This is a genomic window from Achromobacter sp. SIMBA_011 (assembly GCF_046535435.1).
GTDB classification, from domain to species: Bacteria; Pseudomonadota; Gammaproteobacteria; order Burkholderiales; family Burkholderiaceae_B; genus Achromobacter; species Achromobacter dolens.
In genome coordinates this window covers 1-265 of sequence record NZ_JAWRWN010000615.1, presented here as the reverse complement: position 1 = coordinate 265, position 265 = coordinate 1, and the positions used below count along the sequence as shown (strand labels likewise).

At 44.2% G+C, this 265-nt stretch carries 1 protein-coding gene; it reads right to left on the bottom strand.

The window, feature by feature from the left end:
* Positions 1-265: hypothetical protein (locus SB816_RS32400; protein WP_410548298.1), on the bottom strand; the 265-nt coding region annotated here is incomplete at both ends.

Sequence of the window (265 nt, the reverse complement as noted above, 5' to 3'; positions counted from 1 at the left end):
AGCATGAAATTCGAGACACCGAAAAATACACCCACTGACATCAGCAAGAATAGATTCGCCATGAGTGGCTTATCGGGATAGCTACTTAAAAACGCGACCTTATCGTTCAGCAACACCCACACAGTAACGATGGCGATCAGTATCAATAAAAGAATCATGAGCTGCAGATACGTTAGGCGCAGAATTCTATAGAGCGCTATTTTATCTGGTTCCGGACGCCCATATACGGCGTGTATAACACGAGGAAAGAAGAACTGATTTAGCG